This window comes from Aeromonas media (assembly GCF_000819985.1).
Lineage (GTDB): Bacteria > Pseudomonadota > Gammaproteobacteria > Enterobacterales > Aeromonadaceae > Aeromonas > Aeromonas media.
In genome coordinates, this window is sequence record NZ_CDBZ01000112.1 from 1 (window position 1) to 503 (window position 503).

1 protein-coding gene is annotated in these 503 nt (G+C 49.5%); it reads right to left on the reverse strand.

All coding sequences use genetic code 11. From position 1 onward, the window contains the following. Positions 1-84 precede the first annotated feature (84 nt). On the reverse strand, positions 85-503 hold a 419-nt coding region (locus tag BN1127_RS22415; protein ID WP_042649302.1), incomplete at its 5' end, for a Fic family protein.

Genomic DNA, 503 nt, shown 5'->3' on the forward strand with positions numbered 1-503 from the left:
GCCGATTCAAGGGCGCTTACCATTGGTACGTCAATCGCAGCTCTTATCTACCAAATGAAATCAACGCCCCATGGCGATGCTTTTTCAAACTCCCTCGGTGTGCAAGCGGATCTGATAACGTGTATTGCGACCGCCAGCAGGTAATTTTTCAATGCACCCCTTATCCACCAATTGCGCAAGATGGCGTGTAGCGGTCGCTTTGCTTACTCCGGCCACTTTTTGATACTGGCTTGCATTGATGCCATTTTCAAAACCCTGTTCGCCGCCATCCAGTAAACGATTCAGCACTTTGGTTTGCTCCGGACTCAGATCGTCATTACAGTGCCGCAACCAGAAAAATGTCTTGGCGAGAGAACGATCAATAACCTGTAATGCCAGCTCTATGGAGTAATCCAGTGTGTCGAGGAACCAACAGATCCAGGAGGTAATATCTAGCGAGCCCCTCTGCGCTGACTCAAGCGCTCGATAGTAGTCACCCCGCAGCTCTAAATAACTGATCCCAA